We start from the raw sequence: 15,026 nt of genomic DNA, 5'->3' as shown, positions 1-15,026 counted from the left end.
CCTTTTCGTCGTATTGACGACAAAGCCCCGCGCGCGTTATCGTCATTGCGACGAAAAGAGAGGACACCGATCCCGATGGCCGACATCACCCGCCGCTTCGGCTTCCGCCACCTGCGCGCCGCCCCGACCAGCCACGTCCGCCACCTACAGGGCGGCAAGCTCGCGCACGAGGGCACGGGGCTGGCCTTCTGGTTCCGGCCGCTGGCCGCGGCGATCTCCGAAGTACCGGCGGACGACCGCGAGTTGGCGATGATGTTCCACGCCAGGACGGCGGACTTCCAGGACCTCGCGGTGCAGGCCACGGTCACCTACCGGATCACCGACCCGGCGACCGCGGCCACCCGGGTGGACTTCGGGATCGACCCGGACACCGGCGCCTGGCGCAGCGAGCCGCTGGACCAGCTGGGCACCGTGCTGACCGAGACCGCGCAGCAGCACGCGTTGCAGCTGATCGCCGCGACTCCGCTGGCGGACACCCTGGTCGACGGGGTGACGGCGGTCCGCGAGCGGATCGCGGAGGGGTTGGCCGCGGAGCCGCGGCTGGCGGAGATCGGGCTCGCGGTGATCGCGGTACGGGTCACGGCGGTGCGCCCGGAGGCCGAGATGGAGCGGGCGCTGCGCACCCCGGCCCGTGAGCGGGTGCAGCAGGAGGCCGACCGGGCGACGTACGAGCGACGCGCGGTGGCGGTGGAGCGGGAGCGGGCGATCGCCGAGAACGAGCTCGCCAGTCGGATCGAACTGGCGCGCCGCGAGGAGCAGTTGGTGGCCCAGCAGGGCGAGAACGCGCGCCGTGAGGCGGAGCAGAAGGCGGCGGCCGACGCGGTGCGCACGGATGCCGAGGCGGCGCGCCGGACCAGGCTGGCGGTGGCCGAGGCGGAGGCGGCCGGTCTGCTGGCGGTCCAGCAGGCCGAGGCGGCCCGGGCGTTGGGCGAGGCGAAGGCGGCGGCGGAGGCGGCCTGGCTGGCCGCGCACCAGCAGGTGGGTCCGCAGGTCCTGCAGGCGCTGGCGCTGATCCGGCTCGCCGAGCACCTGCCGCGGATCGACAACATCACCCTCACCCCGGACGTGCTGACCGGCCTGCTCACCCGGCTGTCGGCCCCGGCGGCCGGCACCCGGACCGACATCGACGCCGGGGCCGGCCACCCGGGAGCGCGGCCATGAGCCTCGCGCCGCGGGTGGTGCTGGTGCACCGCCGTACCGAGTTCGAGGAGTTGATCGCCCATCACGGCACCCGCGGCCAGGCGGAGTTCTTCCTGGCCCGGCGCGGCCGCTCGCTGGAGGAGGCCGAGCAGCGCCACCAGCTGAGCCGCACGGCGCTGGCCGAGGTGGCGGCGGCGGTGCCGCTGGACTGGCGGCAGACCCGGGTGGAGCGGACGGACCTGGACCGGTTCCTGTTCGGGCCGGAGGACGTCGTGGTGGTGGTCGGCCAGGACGGTCTGGTGGCGAACACCGCGAAGTACCTGACCGGGCAGCCGGTGATCGGGGTGGACGCGGAGCCGGGCCGCAATCCGGGCGTACTGGTGCGGCACCGTGCGGGGCAGGCGGGACGGCTGCTGCGGGCGGCGGTGGAGCCGGGCGTGGAGCGGCGGTTGGAGCGGCGCACCATGGTCGAGGCGGTCGCGGACGACACCCAGCGGTTGCTGGCGCTGAACGAGATCTACCTCGGCCAGCCCGGCCACCAGACCGCCCGCTACCGCTTGGACGCACCGGGCGGCGCGGCGGAGTCGCAGGCGTCCTCGGGGGTGCTGGTGGGCACCGGGACGGGTGCGACTGGCTGGTGCCGCTCGACGTGGCTGGAGCGCGGCAGCCGGCTCACGCTGCCGGAGCCGACCGCGCGGCAGCTGTCCTGGTTCGTCCGGGAGGCCTGGCCGTCACCGGTCACCGGCACCTCCCGCGTCCAGGGCCTGCTGTCGGAGCGGGACCGGCTCAGCCTGACCGTCGAGTCGGAGCGCCTGGTGGCGTTCGGCGACGGCATCGAGTCGGACGCCCTGCTGCTCACCTGGGGCCAGACCGTCCGGGTCGGCCCGTCCGAGCAGCACCTGCACCTGCTGGTCTGACCGCGCGAGCCCTGCCGGCGGCCGACACCCACCGCCCCCGACCCGACCCCGCCAGCGGCCGACACTCACCGCCCCGGCCCTGCCGGCGGCCGGAGCGTGCCGTGTCGTTCCGGTACCTCGACCACCGGCGGGGCGCGACCGCGCGTGCGCCGCGACCGCCGTCGGCCCCCCGCCTACGATGAGACGGGGGGCCGACCCGCGATGGAGGCACCGAGATGGCCCGACGATTCGCTTTGACCTTCCCCGGCGAGATCGGCGGCCACGCCGCGCAGGACGTGGTGGTGGTCGAGGCGACCGGCGCGAAGGGGCCGGGCGGGTATCCGGTGTACGCCGACGCGTCCGGCATCGTGCAGGCGGAGATCAGCGACCAGGGCGAGGTGCGGATGCTCGCCAGCGGCGGCCACCAGTCGCCGGCCACCCCGCTGCACGCCGAGCCGCTGCCGTAGCTGCCCGGATCGGCACCCGGCAACCGCTTTCCGCACCCCTGCGGAAGGCGGTTTCCACGGGCAGCACGACCGGACGTACCAGCCTCGCCGGCGCCGCCCGCCCCGCCCGGCCGCGGCTACCAGCGCGGGTGGACCTGGGCGCGCAGCCGCCGGTCGTAGATGTCCTCGATCGCGGTGAGGGTCTGCGCGCTCAGCGGCGACAGCGCGGTGGCCTCGGCGTTGTCCCGGGCCTGCCGGGGGTTGCGGGCGCCGGGGATGACGGTGGTGACGCCGGGCTGCTGGATGATCCAGCGCAGCGCCGTCTGCGCGGGGGTGGCCCCGGGCGGGGCGAGTGCGGAGAACTCCGCGGCGGCCTCCACGCCGGTGGCGAAGTCGATGCCGGAGAAGGTCTCGCCCTGGTCGAACGCGGAGCCGTCCCGGTTGTAAGTGCGGTGGTCGTCCGCGGGGAACAGGGTGTCCTTGGTGTACTTGCCGGACAGCAGCCCGGAGGCGAGCGGGACGCGGGCAATGATGCCCACGCCTGCCTTCTCGGCGGCGGGCAGCACCCGGTCCAGCGGCTTGCGGCGGAACGGGTTGAAGATGATCTGCACGCTGGCCACGCCGGGCCGGGCGATCGCGCTGAGCGCCTCGTCGCAGGTCTCCACGCTGACCCCGTACGCGGCGGTGCGGCCCTCCTCGACCAGCGTGTCGAGCGCGTCGTAGACCTGCTGGTCGGAGTAGACCGAGCTGGGCGGGCAGTGCAGTTGGACCAGGTCGAGTCGGTCCACGCCCAGGTTGCGCCGCGAACGGTCGGTCCATTCGCGGAAGTTGGCGAGGGTGTAGTTCCCCGGCAGCTGCGGCAGCCGGCGGCCGAGCTTGGTGGCGACCATGACCTGCGCGTCCGGCCGGTCCTTCAGGAATCGGCCGATCAACTGCTCGCTGCGGCCGTCGCCGTAGACGTCCGCGGTGTCGAAGAGGGTCACTCCGGCGTCGACGGCCGCGTCGAGCACCGCGAGCGCGTCGCTCTCCAGGACCACGCCCCAGTCCGCGCCGAGCTGCCACGTGCCCAGGCCCACCACCGACACCGGACGCCCGGTCCGGCCGAGTTCTCGCTGTTCCATGCCGCCGAGCCTGCCACAGCGCGCCGCGCGGCCCGACACCGACACTCCCCGAACGGCACCGGACGAACCGTCACCGAACGGCAGCCGACCGCCCCGCCGCAGGGACGGGACGGTCGGCGACCAGCGGGTACGGGTCAGACGTTGACGCCGTAGTCGAGCGCGATGCCGCGCAGCCCGGAGGCGTAACCCTGGCCGATGGCACGGAACTTCCACTCGGCGCCATAGCGGTAGAGCTCGCCGAAGACCATGGCGGTCTCGGTGGAGGCGTCCTCGGTGAGGTCGTAGCGGGCGACCTCACTGCCGTCGGCCTCGTTGACGATCCGGATGAAGGCGTTGCGGACCTGGCCGAAGCTCTGCCGGCGCTGTTCGGCGTCGTAGATGGAGACCGGGAAGACCACCTTGGCGACCTGCGGCGGCACGGTGGCGAGGTCGACCTTGATCTGCTCGTCGTCGCCGCCACCGCCGCCGGTCAGGTTGTCGCCGCTGTGCTCGACCGAACCGTCGGGGCTGCGCAGGTTGTTGTAGAAGACGAAGTGCTGGTCGCTGAGGACGCGGCCGGCCTCGCTGCACAGCAGCGCGCTGGCGTCGAGGTCGAAGTCGGCGCCGGTGGTGGCGCGCACGTCCCAGCCCAGGCCGACGATGACGGAGGTGAGCCCCGGGGCCTCCTTCGTCAGCGAGACGTTGCCGCCCTTCGCGAGCGAGACTCCCATGTTGTGCCTCCTGTGATCCTTTTTTCCCCGTACCCGACACGGCGGTTCGGCCCGGTGCCCCACGCCTGACGGCCTTTCGCCCCCGACCCCCTGGGTCTACCCCCGGAGTCGTGCCGTGAGCCGACCCCCGCCCGAATCTACAGCACTGTAGATCAGCACGGAATCCGCCTTCCCGCCCAGCCCGCGGCCGGATTCACCCCGCGCCCCGCACCCGCCTGACCCGCCGTCAGCGCACCGCGTGAACGGCGGCGGGTCCCCCCGCGACCGCTGGCGAGTCCGCCCGCGTGAACGGTGGCGAGTTCGCCGTACGCACGGCGCCGGGCCAGCGCGGGAGGCGCACCCGTGCGCCTGCCGCCGCCGCGGCGGCGGCGGGCATAGGCTGGCGACGGAGGTGCCGCGATGAGCGATGAGACGATCCCCGGGATCGACCCGAACGTGCCGCCGAGCGGGGACGGCTGCCTGGAGTGCCTGGCCGGCCAGGGCGCGGGCTGGTGGTTCCACCTGCGCCGGTGCGCCGCCTGCGGACACATCGGCTGCTGCGACTCCTCGCCTTCCCAACACGCGACCTCGCACGCCCGCGCGGCCGGCCATCCGTTCCTGACCAGCTTCGAGCCGGGCGAGGACTGGTTCTGGAACACCGAGACCGAGCAGTTCTACGAGGGCCCGACGCTGGCTGCCCCCACCGCGCATCCGGTCACCCAGCCCACCCCGGGTCCGGCCGGCCACGTCCCGATCGACTGGCAGCAGCGGCTGCACTGACCGCCCGCCCACCGCCGCCCGCACCCGGTACGGTCACCGTGGCGCGGGCGGCGTTCGGTCGTGCCGCGGCGGACGAGCGAGGGGACGGCGTGGACGAGCGGCAGTGGGAGACGGTGCGCGCCCTGGCGGCCTGGCTGGAGCGGGGCAGCACCCAACCGCCGGAGATGCAGCGGGTGTTGCAGTGCCTGAAGCTCAGCGAGGAGGCCGGCGAGGTCGCCGAGGCGGTGATCGGCGCGATGGGCCAGAACCCGCGCAAGGGCTTCTCGCACTCCTGGGACGACGTGGCGGGCGAGCTCTGCGACGTGGTGATCACCGCGCTGGTGGCGCTGATCCGGGTGCATCCGGACCCGCCGGCCGCGCTCGACGCCCACCTGGCGAAGGTCGCCGCCCGGGTCCTGCCCGCCGCGGACTGACCCGCCGTCAGCGGCAGCGCGCCCCGGTGGTCAGTGCCGCCCGCCGAGGGCGAACAGCAGGATGACGAACCCGGCGAACAGGTGGGTGCCCGCGATGTAGATCAGGGCGCGGATCATCATCTGCTTGCGGCGCGACTTCTCGTCGCGCACGGCGCCTGTGGACACGTCGCGTCCTCCCGTTGGTGCTCGCCCGGCCGCCTCCGAGGGTAGCCGGTGCGGCCGGGTGGCGGAGATCACGCACCGCTACCGGGCACCTACGGTGGCGTAGATCCCACCTCCTGATCGAGCCCGAGCCATGAGGCCGGACCCTTCGTGAGCTGGTCAAACGTCAGGCCGTAGTGCTTGCAAAGAGCACTCACGTCCTTCAGCGTCCACGCCAGTCGACCATTCAGCCGCTGCGCGATCGTGACCGCCGACAGCCCCAGCAGAGCCCCCAGATCGGCCTGGCTTTCGCGTCGCCAGGCTGAAAGCGCACGGACGCTACCCGTGATGCCTTCCTGCATCTCATCCATGGGATGACCGTACCGAGGCACAGGTTCTTGTGTCAACGCCCCTGAATCGGATACAACATGACGGGCCGGAAGGATCTCTTCCGGCAGCACACTCTCGTCGTGCCGGTCCAGGGGTCCAACCTGCCGACGACTCACGCGCTGGAGCTTCCATGCCTGAGTCGATCACGTCGACTGAACCGCCTTGCCCCGCCGCGACTCCTGGGGAGGAGACCCGGCCGGGGCAGGACGACACCGGGCTGTCCGTCGGACGGTCCGCTACTACGCCTTCCACCCCCGGCTCGGGCTTGGGCACTCTCGTCTACCAGCTAGCGGTCGCCCACACCTGGCGCCGACGCGGGCACCCCGTGATGCCCGGCAGCCAGGCCACCAAGCGCCCGCTGGTCCAGGGATTCGGCGCGGGCGAGGACCGCGCCAAGTTCTGCAGCCCGAGCCTGGTCGATGCCTGGTGGTCGACCCTGTTCCCGCGCGCCCACGTCTGCCTGCTCACCGACCACTACCTGGTGGTCGACTGCGACATGCCAAAGGGGCCGGCGGGGCTCACCGACCGCTGGTCCGGTTGCCAGGATGGGACCGACGTCTTCGCCGTACGCCTGGCGGAGCTCGGCCTCACCTGGCCGGAGACGTACACCGTGCTCACCCCGTCTGGGGGCGTCCACCTATACTTCGTGATGCCCGGGGACCCGATCGGATGCCGAACCGGCACCGGCCGGGCCAAGGATCCGAGCGGTGAGCCCGCGCCTGGGCATATCGGCCCGCTGGTCGACGTCCGTGGCGTCGGCGGGTACGTCATCGCGGCCGGCTCCTACTCGGCGAAGCACGGCCGACCCTACGAGCGGATCAGCCCGCCGGCGGTCCGGCCCGCGCCGCTGCCGGATGCCCTGGCCGAGCTCCTCCGGCGGCCGGCCGCGCCACCGCCGGCACCCACACCGCCGACTCCCGTGCAGTACGGACGGCGCGCCGACCGGTACGCGCAGTCCGCGCTCGCCGGCGCCGCCCAGGACGTCGCCGACGCCCCGGCCGGGGAGGGCAACCGGATGCTGTTCGCCCGCGCCCGGCACCTGGCCGAGCTCGCGCACACCGCACCGCGGGTGCTCACCCTGGAGGAGGTGCAGCGGCACCTGGTGCCGGCCTCCGTCGGTCGCGGCCGGACCGCCGAGGCCGAAGCGCGCCGCACGGTGGAATCCGGCTGGACCGCTGGCCAGCGGGGGGCTGCGGCGTGACGATCCCCCCGCAGCCGCCCAGCGACGACACCGTCGTCAACGCCCTGCCGTCGCCGAACCCGATCGACCTCGCCCGCGCGAGGGAGGCCCGTCGGGACGGCCAGTCGCCGGCGCGCCCGACCCCGGCACCGCGTCCGGTCGAGATGCACCGCGGTCAGCTCCGGTTCGCGGAGCGCTTCATCCACGAGCACGGCAGGGCGCTCCGGTACGTCCACGGCATCGGCTGGGACCTCTGGGACCAGCACCGGTGGAAGTCGGATGAGAAGCGAGTGGAAACCCGCGCCGTGCGGCAGACACTGAAGTCTGCACTGCGCGAACTCGATAGGTACGAGGGGAAAGAGCGGGACGAGCTGTACCAGGACATTCGCAGGTGCGAGTCGAAATCCGGAATGGCGGGAATCGCGGAAATCGCAGGCGCACTCTTTCCGGTCTCCACCGCCGCGAGCGAGATGGATTCCCACCCCCACCTGTTCAACACCCCAGGCGGAACGGTCGACCTTCAAGAGCGCAACATCCGGCCCGCTCGGCGCGAGGACCTGATCACCAAGCTGTCCCGCGGCAGCATCACTGGCGACATCAGCCAGGACTGGGAGAACTTCCTGGCCCGGGTCCTCCCTGATGAGGAGGTGCGCGCCTTCGTGCAGCGGCTGTTCGGCTACGCCATGCTCGGCCGAGTCACGGAACACGTGCTGCCGATCTTCACCGGCACCGGCGCGAACGGCAAGGGCACCCTGCGAGACGCCATCATGCACACCTTCGGCGACTACGCCGACGAGGCAGATCCGGCAATTCTGATGGAATCGAAGAATGAGCGGCACGGCGCTTTCAAGATGGCGCTCAAGGGTCAGCGCCTGGTGTTCTGCTCTGAGACGGACCGCGATAAGCGGTTCGCCGAGGCCACCATGAAGAGGCTCGTTGGTGGAGATCCGATCCAGGCGAACTGGATGCATTCCAACCCGATCACGTTCGACCCGAGCCACACGCTGGTGATGCTCACCAACTACCTGCCGAAGGTCTCCGCCGACGACCCGGCCGTGTGGCGCCGGCTCCTGGTGGTCCCGTTCGACGTCGTGATCCCGGAGGACGAGCGCGATCCGGAGCTGCCGGCCAAGCTCCGGGCAGCAGCGGACGCTGTCCTGTCCTGGGTGTATGAGGGGTGGCTGGCCTACCAGAAGCAGGGGCTCAACCCGCCCGATGCGGTGCGCGCCCGCACCCAGGCGTACCAGGAGGACAACAACGCTATCGGCCGGTTCCTGGAGGAGCGAACCATGGCGAACCCTCACAGCGCCGTCCGCGCCCGGGAGTTGTACACCGCCTGGTCCACGTGGTGCCGCTCAGTCGGCGAACAGGCCGGCTCGGAGAAGGCGTTCGCCAGCCTCATGGAGTCCGCCGGCTACTCGAAGAAGAGCACCAAGGTCGGCCGCCAGTACAGCGGCCTGATGCTGCTCGATGAGGAGGACCAGGAGGACGAGGAGAGCGGCTGGCCAACCGGTGCCCGCCGGTCCGCACCACAGCCGCCCGCCGAGCCCGTCCAAGGCGAAATTCCCGCCGCCCGATAACCGTGTGTAGTTACCTGCCCCCGAGCCTCCACCGTGAGGCCCGGGGGCATTTTCACGCCGCCGATTCCCCGGGTGAAGGGTTGGAAGTGCTCTGACCTGCGAAGGTGGAGGGATGAAGGAGTTATGGGCATTTCTCGCCACCCGGGCGCGCGCGGGGCATCTTTCACGAAACCATACGCAACCCTTCACCCTTCACCCTAGTTGCTGTTTACAACCTTTCGCAGCTACGCTGCGCTACCACCTCCGCCACGCGGGGGTGGGTGGCTTGGTGAGGTACGGCAGGGCAACCGCGGGCCGCGCCCGGCCCGGTCTGGGAGGCCGGCCGCGGCCGAGCAGGCCGGGGCGGTGAACGCGCGGGCCGCAGGGGCGGGTTGCCGGGGGTGTCGGTCGCGGACGCGACCGTCCGCTGCGTCCCGGTTCGGCAAAGGGCGCGCGATTTCCGGCCATTGGGGTGTGGGGTGCGTGATGGTGATCCGTGGAGGTATCGCCCGCTGGTACCCTCGCGTAGCAGTGCCCCGACCTGCGGTAGATGCGGCTTATGCCGTGTTCGCTGCGGGTGGCCTGGCCGTGAAGACGACCGGTCCGGAGGGGTCCGCGGGGCACAAGGCGGCCCCCAGCCACGGAACATGTGGCTGGGGGCCGCTGTGTGTCCTGCGGACGTTACCTCTGGTCGTGGGCGTCCGGCTGTGATTCGGAACAGATCCGGATGATCTGAGGCTGCCTCAGCCCGACCGCGCGGGCGACGGTGTAGCCGGAGAGCCCATCGTCCACGGCGTTGACGATCAGGTCGTTGCGGGCAGCGAGGGCGGCCTGGTAGCGCTCGCGGCAGTCGCGGACGTAGTCGGCGGAGGCGGCCAGTCGCTCGGGGTATCCGGTGGCGATAGCTGCGGGCATGGGTCCTCCCGAAATTGATACGTTCCGGTATCGGTGGACCCCACGTCAGAGTATCCCCATGCCACCGTCAGCCAGTCGTCGCCGAGGCGGATCAGTGCGCGTCCGCGGCACCTGCACGGCGGGCCACGTCACTGAGACCGTGTCAGCCCCGGGCAGAGTCACCTGGGACGGCCCCTGCGCGACCGAGGGCTGCTCGCTGCACGTGGTAGCGAAGCGGGTCCCGCGCGAGCAGCGCCCACCCACCGACGAGAAGGCCGTTGAGCCCGCGCCGGAGGCCGACGACGACGTACGAGAGGTGAGTTGGGATGTCCCCCAGCCCAAGCAGCGAGGTGCCGGCCGAGCAGGCCGAGCCGACGATCCCTCAGCAGCGCCCGAACAGCCCGCTGTTCCAGGAGCCGGCCACCCCGCCGAGCCCGGACCCGCTGTCGTCACCGTCCTCGAACCCGAACCCGAGCGACAGCCCGAGCAGCCCCAGCGGCGAGGACCCGACCTGGTCGACCCCCGCGCCGGACGACCTCCCCAGCGGACCCGGAGGGTCTGGCGGCACCCCCTCGGGTGGTGAACCGGTCCGGATCACCCGCGCCGCGATCCAGAAGGGCCTGTCTGGTGTCCTGGACACCGTGACCCGGCAGCTCGCCCGGATCGCGGCCGACCCGGTCGAGCAGCACTACGGCCTGTGGCGCCCGGAGGACGGCGAGATCGAGGCGATCGCCCGGCCCGCCGCCCGGATCGCGTTCCGCCGCCTCCCGGAGGGAGCGACCGGCAACAGCGACGCCCTGGACGTCGTGGACCTGGTCCTCGCCCTGGGCGGCTACGTCTGGCGGAACGTGTCGATGCGTCAGCAGCTCCGCGCCGCGCGGCAGCTCGGCGACGCGGGCGAGAGCGCCCCGGCGGCAGCGTGACCGCGGACTTCCCGTACCCGGTCATCGACCCGTCGGCGAACCAGATCATCGTCGCGGTCGGCCGGAAGGGCAGCGGCAAGAGCGCGGCGGCTCGGGAGCACTTCCGTGGCTGGCCGGCGACCGACCGGTACGTCATCGACATCAACGGGTCGGCCGACCCCGGCGACGACCAGGACGTCATCGTGCTCCGCGGGCAGCCGCCCCACGAACTCCCGCCCCGCCAGGACCCGGCCGTCCCCGTCACGGTCCGGTGGATCGCCGACCCGGCCGCCGACACCTTCGAGGACGACGTCGACCGCGCGCTCGCGGCGGCCTTGTACCCGAAGGACCGGCGGGTGCTGGTCTGGGTGGACGAGATGGGCGAGGTTTTCAAGGCCGGCCGGACCGGCCGCAACGGCAGGCTGCTGTTGCACCAGTCCCGCCACCACAAGACGAGCGCACTGCTCTGCGGCCCCCGGCCGAAGGGTGTTGACCCGCTCGTGATGGCGCAGGCCGACCGCGTCCTGATGTTCGACCTGCCCAACACCCTGGACGTCGCTCGCATCGCGGAGAACATCGGCATCGCACCGGGGAAGCTCGCCGCGGTGCTCAACGAGACCGCCCGCCGCGGCGCCCACTGGTCGACGCTGTACGTCGCCGAAGAGCACCGCCTGTACCGCGTCCCCCCGTTCCAACTCACCTGATCGGAGCACGACTTGAGCGGAGACGAGGGCCTCTACAGGGCCTTCCCCGAGATCGCCCGGCAGGAGCACGACGCCGAGCTGGTCGAGCGGTTCAGCTACCACCCGCCGCGGCCGGGTCAGCCTGAGCTCTACGAGCAGGTGCGCGCGGCCGGCCTCGACTTCGCGCGCCTGCTCAACTCCTACGTGCCCGGCTCCCCCGAGCTCACGCACGCCGTCGACAGCATCGACCAAGCGGTGATGTGGGCCAACGCCGGCATCGCGCGCCGATCCTGACCCACCCACCACCAGCACGGAACGGACCCCTCCATGCCCACCCTGTCCGAGATCCTCCACCGCCTGGCCGACGCCGTCCCGATGCCGTCCGGCACCGACCGCGAGCAGCTGCACGCCGACATCGACACCGCGGCCGGCACCCAGGCCCCGGCCGACCCGGCGCCGCTCGACATGCAGAAGACGCCCGAGCAGCCGCCGGCGACCACCGCATACGGCCCGGGCGCGCTGCCCGTGCAGAACATCGCGCCCGACCCGGCCACCGCCTACCAGCCGGCCATCGCGCTGACCCCGCCGCCGGCGCCCGTCCCGCCGTTCCCGGGCCAGGTCGGCTGATGGACACCTACGACAGGCAGCTGCTCGCGGCCTACCGCAAGCACCGCCTCGTGCCCGGCCCGCCGCCGGCCCGGGTGCGGTGCCCCTCGCGCTGCGCGTACGAGTTCGGCATCACCCCGGATGGATGGCAGGGGGTCTGGCGGCCAGACGGCAGCCAGGTCACCAACGCGTCGTTCACCGACGACGAGCTGGAGCAGGGCTGGGGGGACTGCTGGCGCGGCCTCACCCGGGTGATGGGGCTGTGGCTGGCCGAGCAGGGAGTGACGCTCCCGCACGCGGAGCAGGCGGACAGCCCGCTCCCCCAGGACATCGCGGACTACCTGGACCACACGCGCACGCACCGCGTGCACCTGCTCCAGCAGGCACTCGACCCGCACCGCATGGCGGACCCGGGTGCCGGCCCCCGCAGTCTCCACCAGCCCGAAGTCGACCGGATCGAGGAGCACTTCCCCCGCCTCTGGTCCGAGCACGGGCGGTACCGGATCAGGGTGCAGGTGCGGGTGGAGGTCACCGCCGAGCGCATCGAAAGTTAGCCCGGGAGATCATCTTCCGGCGTCCCGCAGGTATCCCCCAGCGTCGAGAGAACCACTCTCGACCTGGGGGTTTCCCATGCGCCTGAACGGCCTTCTCCTGACCGCCGTCGTCGCCCTGGCGGTCACGGTCGCCTACGACAAGTACGGCCGCGGCATGTCCTTCCGGCACGGCTCCTGATGGGGGCCGGCCGCGGGCTGGCGTTCTACGCCTCCGTCGCCCTGACCTCTGTCCTTTCGCTGGTCGCGCTCAACCTGGCCGCTGACCGGCTCCCCATCCCGGGTCTTCAGACCCTGCGCGACTACGCAGTGAGGCGGAACGGCTGATGACCGCAGCAGTCACCGGGACCACGGGTCCCGTCCGGTACATGCAGGGCATCGCCGTGCCGTCGGAGAGCGTCCGGCCGCCGGAGTTCTTCGCCCGCACCCGTCGCAAGACCTTCTCCGAGGGGTCGCAGGCGTGGGGAGGCTTCGGCACCCAGAACACGTGGGAGTTGAAGAAGTCCGACATCATCAGCTCGGCGATCATCCGGTTCACCGGCTCGCTGGTCGTCACCCCGGGCAGCGGCACCGTCGCGTCCACCAGCCGGTGGCCCTACGACATGCTCAAGGCGGTGCGCTTCACCGCGAACGGCGCGTCGAACGTCATCAACGCGTCGGGCCTGAAGCTCAAGGCCCGCGAGTTCATGAAGAAGTCCGACTTCACCGACCGCGGTGTCCCGCAGACCGTCACCGGCGCGTCGGTGCAGAACGGCACCTTCAGTTCGGCGTCCGAGTCGTGGGGTGTCGGCTCGAACACCTCCGCGCTGGCCAACGGCACCTACAACGTTGACCTGTACTGGATCGTCCCGATCGCCGAGGACGAGATCGACCTGGCCGGCGCCATCTTCGCCGCGACGTCGAGCACCGACCTGACCATCCAGGTCGACTCCGAGCTGGCGTCGAACCTGTTCACGCTGACCGGCAACGGCGCGGTCGCCCTCACCGGCACCATGCAGGTCACCACGGTCAAGTACTCGGTGCCGATCGGCTCGGACGGCCAGATCGTCGTCCCGGACCTGTCGCTCTTCCACTCGTTCATCCAGAGCCGGACCACCCAGCTCGGCAACGGCGAGATCGAGAGCCGGCTGATCGGCCAGGGTGCCGGCAAGACGATGCTCCGCACCCTGTTCCAGACCTGGAACGGTGCCGGTGTCGGCTCGCCGCTCCAGATGAACGCCACCAACTACGGCAAGATCGCGTGGCGGTACGGCTCGAACGAGACCCCGGACGAGTACCTGACCGGCTCGCACCTGCGGTTCGTCAACGAGCGCATGTACAACACCGACGTGGGCGGCGTCTGGGGCGTGGGCTGCATCGACTTCGCCAACGAGAACGCCTTCCGGGACGCCGTGGACATGGGCACCACGTCCGACCTGCGGCTGGTGACGACCTACCAGTCCGGTCTGACCCTGACCAACGCCGCGCTGGAGTACGTCCAGGAGACCATCTTCCAGGCCGGCGCGGGGAGCTGACATGGCGACCGCCTCCTGGATGAGCCCCAGCCCGACCGCCAAATACGGCATGGGCTTCGCCTCCCCGTCGGCGACACGCGACGACACCCCGCTGGCGCAGGTAGCCGGCCCGGCGCCGGCCGCGAAGGGCACCACGCAGCTGCTGCACCCCAACAACCCGATGTTCTGGGTGGGCGCGCTGCTGCTCGGCGCGTTCGGCCTGGCCGCGGTGTCCACCAGCGTGCGCGTCGGGCCGGTCAAGGTCTCCGGTTCCCTCGGTGGCTAAGCACCGCGGCCGACCTGCCGGCGAACTCCGGCTGGACCCGGGTGATCCGACCGACCGTCAGATCATCGGCCGGCAAGTCGCGGCGGCCCGGCAGTCCGGCCGGGAACGTCGGGACCGCGCCGGGTCGACGCGGGGCCGCGCCGACCTGGAGCAGGCCTACGACGAGGGTGCGGCCGAGCCGGACGAGGAGGAGCCGGCCGCGGCCGGACCCGGCCGGGCGGCGCGCGCCGGGGCCGCGGTCGGCAAGGGCGCCCAGGCGTCCGCCGACTACCTGTCCAAGGGCCGCTGGCGGCCCACCCTGACCCCGCCCACGCGGGCCCGGGACGCGGGGAGCCTTCTCACAGGCCTGCTGCTCTACACGGTGGCGATCACCTACATCCGGTACGGGGCAGCCGGGTGGCGGGGGTGGCTGTCCGCGAAGTTCCTCAACAAGCCCCTCCAGGGCCTCGCCCCGGAGGGGACCGGCGGACCGATCCAGCGGAGGACGGCATGAACAGCGGCGGAATCTTCCTGGTCGTGGCTGGGGTCTGGCTGATCACCCAGATCGTGGCGGGCGACATGCTCGGACGGCTCAACCTCCTATGAACTGGCGGGCCCTGTTCACCGGGATGCTCGGCCTCGCGCTGCTGGAGGCCGCGGTCAGCAGCAACGCCGCGGCCGAGCGCGCGGGAGGTCTGCTGACCAGCCTCGCCGCCGTCATCAACCACGTCCTGGACCCGACCGTCCCGGCCATCCCCGACCTGCGCAAGCACGGCGGGGCGGCGCCGCCGGCCTCCGCCCCTGCACCGTCCACCGGCGGCACCCTGCTGCCCGCCGAGTGGACCACGTCCGCTACCGCGCTCTACACGTGAGGTGA

The 15,026-nt window shown here is 72.0% G+C and carries 21 protein-coding genes; 16 read left to right on the top strand and 5 right to left on the bottom strand.

The window, feature by feature from the left end:
- The first annotated feature begins 75 nt into the window (after positions 1-75).
- From AB0K51_RS12505 to AB0K51_RS12495, 3 genes are all read left to right on the top strand, one after another.
- Positions 76-1,161 carry an SPFH domain-containing protein gene (locus AB0K51_RS12505; protein WP_363453514.1) on the top strand — a complete coding sequence of 362 codons (1,086 nt, stop codon included), beginning with the start codon at positions 76-78 and terminating at the stop codon, positions 1,159-1,161.
- On the top strand, positions 1,158-2,057 hold the full coding sequence (locus tag AB0K51_RS12500; protein WP_363453512.1) for a hypothetical protein: 900 nt from the start codon (positions 1,158-1,160) through the stop codon (positions 2,055-2,057). Before AB0K51_RS12505 ends, AB0K51_RS12500 begins: the two co-directional genes overlap by 4 nt.
- A gap of 215 nt (positions 2,058-2,272) precedes the next feature.
- A complete protein-coding gene (locus AB0K51_RS12495) occupies positions 2,273-2,503 on the top strand; it encodes a DUF6296 family protein (RefSeq protein ID WP_363453510.1) in 231 nt (76 codons plus the stop codon).
- Positions 2,504-2,619: 116 nt separating this feature from the next.
- Here the strand turns inward: AB0K51_RS12495 and AB0K51_RS12490 are convergent, their stop codons facing one another.
- Positions 2,620-3,603, bottom strand: a complete 984-nt coding sequence (locus tag AB0K51_RS12490) for an aldo/keto reductase (protein WP_363453508.1) — start codon at positions 3,601-3,603, stop codon at positions 2,620-2,622.
- A 134-nt stretch (positions 3,604-3,737) separates the two neighbouring features.
- Positions 3,738-4,313: a TerD family protein gene (locus AB0K51_RS12485; RefSeq protein WP_363453506.1), complete on the bottom strand. Its 576-nt coding sequence runs from the start codon at positions 4,311-4,313 to the stop codon at positions 3,738-3,740.
- A gap of 399 nt (positions 4,314-4,712) precedes the next feature.
- On the opposite strand from AB0K51_RS12485, the gene AB0K51_RS12480 reads away from it, so the two are divergent.
- Positions 4,713-5,072: a UBP-type zinc finger domain-containing protein gene (locus AB0K51_RS12480; protein WP_363453504.1), complete on the top strand. Its 360-nt coding sequence runs from the start codon at positions 4,713-4,715 to the stop codon at positions 5,070-5,072.
- An 89-nt stretch (positions 5,073-5,161) separates the two neighbouring features.
- Positions 5,162-5,485, top strand: coding sequence for a MazG-like family protein (locus tag AB0K51_RS12475; protein ID WP_363453502.1), 324 nt, complete (start codon positions 5,162-5,164; stop codon positions 5,483-5,485).
- A 30-nt stretch (positions 5,486-5,515) separates the two neighbouring features.
- On the opposite strand, the gene AB0K51_RS12470 is transcribed toward AB0K51_RS12475, so the two are convergent.
- Both AB0K51_RS12470 and AB0K51_RS12465 read right to left on the bottom strand, forming a co-directional pair.
- Entirely contained in the window at positions 5,516-5,650 is a 135-nt protein-coding gene (locus AB0K51_RS12470) for a DUF6126 family protein (protein WP_363453500.1), read from the bottom strand.
- 89 nt (positions 5,651-5,739) lie between these two features.
- Complete coding sequence (locus tag AB0K51_RS12465; protein ID WP_363453498.1) at positions 5,740-5,997, bottom strand: helix-turn-helix transcriptional regulator; 258 nt, start codon at positions 5,995-5,997, stop codon at positions 5,740-5,742.
- 284 nt (positions 5,998-6,281) lie between these two features.
- On the opposite strand from AB0K51_RS12465, the gene AB0K51_RS12460 reads away from it, so the two are divergent.
- Complete coding sequence (locus AB0K51_RS12460; RefSeq protein WP_363453496.1) at positions 6,282-7,217, top strand: bifunctional DNA primase/polymerase; 936 nt, start codon at positions 6,282-6,284, stop codon at positions 7,215-7,217.
- On the top strand, positions 7,214-8,776 hold the full coding sequence (locus tag AB0K51_RS12455; RefSeq protein ID WP_363453495.1) for a phage/plasmid primase, P4 family: 1,563 nt from the start codon (positions 7,214-7,216) through the stop codon (positions 8,774-8,776). Before AB0K51_RS12460 ends, AB0K51_RS12455 begins: the two co-directional genes overlap by 4 nt.
- 660 nt (positions 8,777-9,436) lie before the next feature.
- On the opposite strand, the gene AB0K51_RS12450 is transcribed toward AB0K51_RS12455, so the two are convergent.
- Positions 9,437-9,670 (bottom strand): hypothetical protein, encoded by a 234-nt coding sequence (locus AB0K51_RS12450; RefSeq protein ID WP_363453494.1) that lies wholly within the window; start codon positions 9,668-9,670, stop codon positions 9,437-9,439.
- A 305-nt stretch (positions 9,671-9,975) separates the two neighbouring features.
- Here AB0K51_RS12450 and AB0K51_RS12445 point away from each other — a divergent pair, with 305 nt between their 5' ends.
- The 9 genes from AB0K51_RS12445 (at position 9,976) to AB0K51_RS12405 (ending at position 15,021) form a co-directional block, all read left to right on the top strand.
- Positions 9,976-10,572, top strand: coding sequence for a hypothetical protein (locus AB0K51_RS12445; protein WP_363453492.1), 597 nt, complete (start codon positions 9,976-9,978; stop codon positions 10,570-10,572).
- Entirely contained in the window at positions 10,569-11,255 is a 687-nt protein-coding gene (locus AB0K51_RS12440; protein ID WP_363453490.1) for a hypothetical protein, read from the top strand. The genes AB0K51_RS12445 and AB0K51_RS12440 overlap by 4 nt, the downstream gene beginning before the upstream one ends.
- Positions 11,256-11,267: 12 nt before the next feature.
- Positions 11,268-11,528, top strand: a complete 261-nt coding sequence (locus AB0K51_RS12435) for a hypothetical protein (protein ID WP_363453488.1) — start codon at positions 11,268-11,270, stop codon at positions 11,526-11,528.
- A gap of 33 nt (positions 11,529-11,561) precedes the next feature.
- Positions 11,562-11,861, top strand: coding sequence for a hypothetical protein (locus tag AB0K51_RS12430; protein WP_363453486.1), 300 nt, complete (start codon positions 11,562-11,564; stop codon positions 11,859-11,861).
- Entirely contained in the window at positions 11,861-12,394 is a 534-nt protein-coding gene (locus AB0K51_RS12425) for a hypothetical protein (protein WP_363453484.1), read from the top strand. Before AB0K51_RS12430 ends, AB0K51_RS12425 begins: the two co-directional genes overlap by 1 nt.
- Positions 12,395-12,717: 323 nt before the next feature.
- A complete protein-coding gene (locus AB0K51_RS12420) occupies positions 12,718-13,905 on the top strand; it encodes a hypothetical protein (RefSeq protein ID WP_363453482.1) in 1,188 nt (395 codons plus the stop codon).
- Position 13,906: 1 nt separating this feature from the next.
- Positions 13,907-14,170 (top strand): hypothetical protein, encoded by a 264-nt coding sequence (locus tag AB0K51_RS12415; protein ID WP_363453480.1) that lies wholly within the window; start codon positions 13,907-13,909, stop codon positions 14,168-14,170.
- Positions 14,163-14,663: a hypothetical protein gene (locus AB0K51_RS12410; RefSeq protein ID WP_363453478.1), complete on the top strand. Its 501-nt coding sequence runs from the start codon at positions 14,163-14,165 to the stop codon at positions 14,661-14,663. Before AB0K51_RS12415 ends, AB0K51_RS12410 begins: the two co-directional genes overlap by 8 nt.
- A gap of 88 nt (positions 14,664-14,751) precedes the next feature.
- Complete coding sequence (locus AB0K51_RS12405) at positions 14,752-15,021, top strand: hypothetical protein (RefSeq protein ID WP_363453476.1); 270 nt, start codon at positions 14,752-14,754, stop codon at positions 15,019-15,021.
- Positions 15,022-15,026: the final 5 nt, after the last annotated feature.

It is taken from the genome of Kitasatospora sp. NPDC049285 (assembly GCF_040678815.1).
Classification (GTDB): Bacteria; Actinomycetota; Actinomycetes; order Streptomycetales; family Streptomycetaceae; genus Kitasatospora.
This window is presented reverse-complemented; position numbering and strand designations above follow the sequence as displayed.

Coding starts and splice junctions, on each gene's coding strand:
- AB0K51_RS12505 (WP_363453514.1), top strand. CDS start 76: ATGGCCGACATCACCCGCCGCTTCGGCTTCCGCCACCTGCGCGCCGCC.
- AB0K51_RS12500 (WP_363453512.1), top strand. CDS start 1,158: ATGAGCCTCGCGCCGCGGGTGGTGCTGGTGCACCGCCGTACCGAGTTC.
- AB0K51_RS12495 (WP_363453510.1), top strand. CDS start 2,273: ATGGCCCGACGATTCGCTTTGACCTTCCCCGGCGAGATCGGCGGCCAC.
- AB0K51_RS12490 (WP_363453508.1), bottom strand. CDS start 3,603: ATGGAACAGCGAGAACTCGGCCGGACCGGGCGTCCGGTGTCGGTGGTG.
- AB0K51_RS12485 (WP_363453506.1), bottom strand. CDS start 4,313: ATGGGAGTCTCGCTCGCGAAGGGCGGCAACGTCTCGCTGACGAAGGAG.
- AB0K51_RS12480 (WP_363453504.1), top strand. CDS start 4,713: ATGAGCGATGAGACGATCCCCGGGATCGACCCGAACGTGCCGCCGAGC.
- AB0K51_RS12465 (WP_363453498.1), bottom strand. CDS start 5,997: ATGGATGAGATGCAGGAAGGCATCACGGGTAGCGTCCGTGCGCTTTCA.
- AB0K51_RS12450 (WP_363453494.1), bottom strand. CDS start 9,670: ATGCCCGCAGCTATCGCCACCGGATACCCCGAGCGACTGGCCGCCTCC.
- AB0K51_RS12445 (WP_363453492.1), top strand. CDS start 9,976: ATGTCCCCCAGCCCAAGCAGCGAGGTGCCGGCCGAGCAGGCCGAGCCG.
- AB0K51_RS12430 (WP_363453486.1), top strand. CDS start 11,562: ATGCCCACCCTGTCCGAGATCCTCCACCGCCTGGCCGACGCCGTCCCG.
- AB0K51_RS12425 (WP_363453484.1), top strand. CDS start 11,861: ATGGACACCTACGACAGGCAGCTGCTCGCGGCCTACCGCAAGCACCGC.
- AB0K51_RS12420 (WP_363453482.1), top strand. CDS start 12,718: ATGACCGCAGCAGTCACCGGGACCACGGGTCCCGTCCGGTACATGCAG.
- AB0K51_RS12415 (WP_363453480.1), top strand. CDS start 13,907: ATGGCGACCGCCTCCTGGATGAGCCCCAGCCCGACCGCCAAATACGGC.
- AB0K51_RS12405 (WP_363453476.1), top strand. CDS start 14,752: ATGAACTGGCGGGCCCTGTTCACCGGGATGCTCGGCCTCGCGCTGCTG.